The 2,891-nt window shown below is 36.9% G+C and carries 2 protein-coding genes and 1 pseudogene; all 3 read left to right on the forward strand.

Going from position 1 to position 2,891, the window contains the following annotated elements; genetic code table 11:
- A partial coding sequence (locus Q7P05_RS06000; RefSeq protein WP_303931066.1) for a ComEC/Rec2 family competence protein occupies positions 1-1,252 on the forward strand: 1,252 nt, incomplete at its 5' end.
- An 11-nt stretch (positions 1,253-1,263) separates the two neighbouring features.
- Positions 1,264-2,241, forward strand: a complete 978-nt coding sequence (holA, locus tag Q7P05_RS06005) for a DNA polymerase III subunit delta (protein WP_303931067.1) — start codon at positions 1,264-1,266, stop codon at positions 2,239-2,241.
- A 2-nt stretch (positions 2,242-2,243) separates the two neighbouring features.
- Positions 2,244-2,891 (forward strand): annotated as a pseudogene (locus tag Q7P05_RS06010) (PolC-type DNA polymerase III); the annotation flags it as partial.

Here is a 2,891-nt window from a genome sequence, read left to right on the forward strand (position 1 = left end):
TCAAAAGGAAACGACGACTTTCGACGATTTTCAAAAGATGGATATCCGTGTTTCGTTAAGAAAGCGTACATGTTTAATCCTTGGTATTATAGTTGCTTGTATATATTGTGGTATTGTAGGCGGCGATGCACCAGCTGTACGAGCAACGATGATGAGCATTCTCATGTGTATGGCCTATATAAAGGGACGATTATATCAGGCTAAACAAGCCTTATGTATATGCGCTATATTATGTGTCATATATGATCCGTTCTCCTTATTTGATGTGAGCTTTCAACTGTCCTTTGGGGCAACATATGGTTTACTCATATGGGGAAAGGTTTTATATGAGCGGATACAGTGGTTACCAAGATGGATAAAAACACCGCTAGTATTATGTGTATCTGCACAGTTATTAATTTTGCCGTTACAGCTCTATTACTTTCACTATATCAGCATTGCTAGTTTGCTAGCAGCCTGTATAGTAGCGCCCTTATTAGATATATCCATAGTTTTAATATTTGTAAGTACTTTAGTCAGTTACGTACTTCCTATATCGTTAATGTGGTCTTTAGTAGATGTACTATTGCGAATATCCATATATTTAAATCATGTGTTAGGTCGTAGTGGCAGTTTACTTTGGTTCGGCATGATGAATACTTATTGTGCTTATATGTATTTTGTCCTATTAGGTTTATTTACGTACTTTTTGACACATGGAAAACAGTATACTATTTATGTAGTGTTGTGTTTATTTTTTATGGTCACAACCTTTGGTGCTTCATATTATGTGACACAGTATCATAAGGATGCATTGGTTCACTATATTCCTATGAAGCAGTGTAATGTATTACTTTGCATTGAACCCAATCACGAAGGGGCCTATGTATTAATTGATGCGCCAGACCATATTAAAACTACACCTAATGAAAGGCTTATCAATCAAGCTATACGGGCATATGGTGTCAATCCAAAAGTTGTAAAAGTAGACTACTTTCATAGTAACGGATCTGCAAAAACAATATATAAAAATAGTATGAAAGAAATCGATGTATATAATGGACAAAGAGGAGAAAAAAATCTAAAATTAAATGATAAGACTAATACATTATTTATTACGAGTCGATCTAGTATAATGAACGAAATTGGTCGCATATTACCGGATAATACTGTTTTATTTAGTAGTCCTCATGGTGCATTACGCGATGTGGACCCATCATCAGAACACATGTATATAATGGGGTACAATTACATTAAAGATATTTATCTGTGAAAGGAGGAACTATGGCACATATTCAACTCATTTATGGCGATGAGCCACAATTAATTGAAGAAGAAAAACGTAAATTTTTAAGTGCCTATCCTGACCTTCCAGTAACCGTATTAGATGATGAAGCTGGGCCACAGAAAATAAGTGAAAAGCTATGTGAAGATTCGCTCTTTGGCGATCAAAAGGTATTTTGTTTAGTGAATTTACCTATTATTCGTAAAAGCGGTAAAAATAGCGATGCTTGGGTTCCATTATATGAACTCATTATGGAATATAATGGGAATAATCCCATCCTTTTGATTTATCATGATATGATTGATAAACGCATCAAGCAAAATAAAGAGATTTTAGATAAAATACCAAATCATCAATGTAAGCGCCTTGAAGGGGCAGACCTTGTAATGTGGATACGTCAGTACTGTACGTCTAATGGTTTTAAAATGACACCTGATGCACAGGAATATGTAGCGCATCTCATCGATTTGTGGCAAGATGTACCAGTTTCTTTTATGAGAACCGAATTTGACCGCTATTTTTTACAAATAACAGGTGATAAAGTCATTACGAAAGAGTTCCTCGAAGAAAATGGTAGTGATTATGGAGCTAAAAATATTTTCACCTTTAAAGAGGCTCTGTTAAAGCGAGATATTGATACATTACTTGAACTATTTCCGTTTATGTTCGGCTATAAAGAATTAGACCGTGCTATGAGCTATATTGAGGGGCAATTACGTTTACAGTTACTGGTTAGCGAATGCCGCCAAGCGGGAATGTCTGTTCAAGCTATACAAAACCTATGTAAGGATTATGATTCGTCATTTAAACCATATCCAATTAAGCTAGCTTATGAGGCGAGTTCCAGAATTTCAATTAAGGCGCTACGAGCTTTATTAAAAGGGCTCTATGAGATTATTTTGGATAGCCGTAGTAGCAGGGGCGATATTTGGCGATTTAGAGATTTATGTATTACCTATTGTGGGTATAAGGGATAAAAATGAAAGTACGTTATCGTGTTGTACCAAAACAGAATAAGAAATCATCCTTCTATGTAAACTGTCATAGCCAACATGTGACGATTCAAGCAGCAGACTCAGCCTTTTCCACATTACTTAGTTTGCGTGAAAGATTATCTGCATGGTATAAGGAAAAGAATATCTCTTTTGACGATATTCCAACTAATACCGATACAGCTTGTTGCTTCGCCTGGAAGGTAGATACTGAAACTGGGGAAGGTTTAGATACCTATTATTATGGTGGCGGCTGCGGAGCTGGTGAATGGATTGAAGCTGCTGAGGCGCAACGTGAGGCTGAAGAGGCTAAAAATCAAGCCCCTAGAGGCAAGTCCTTTGCAGGATATGATCAACAAGATGAATATGATGATGTTGACGAAGATGATTTTGCTCCATTCGTAGAGGCTGTTGAGTTAGGCTATTTCAACAATAGTCCAGTTGTTGTGTCTCGTTCTAATCAAACTGCTGCCGCATCTAGTAATAGTGATACTGTCGCATCTGTGAGCAGTACACCTAAAGTAAGCAAAGGTTTTGCACCTAAAAGTACTACAAAATCTACGGCTAAAGGAAGTGAAGGGGATGGTAAATATCCTCGTCGTGCACCAAAGGATGCACCTACTGATGAAGGCATG

The organism is Veillonella dispar (assembly GCF_937975875.1).
In the GTDB taxonomy this organism is placed as follows: Bacteria; Bacillota; Negativicutes; order Veillonellales; family Veillonellaceae; genus Veillonella; species Veillonella dispar_B.

Excerpts from the sequence above, each read along its gene's own strand:
- holA (WP_303931067.1), top strand. The coding sequence starts at position 1,264 with ATGGCACATATTCAACTCATTTATGGCGATGAGCCACAATTAATTGAA.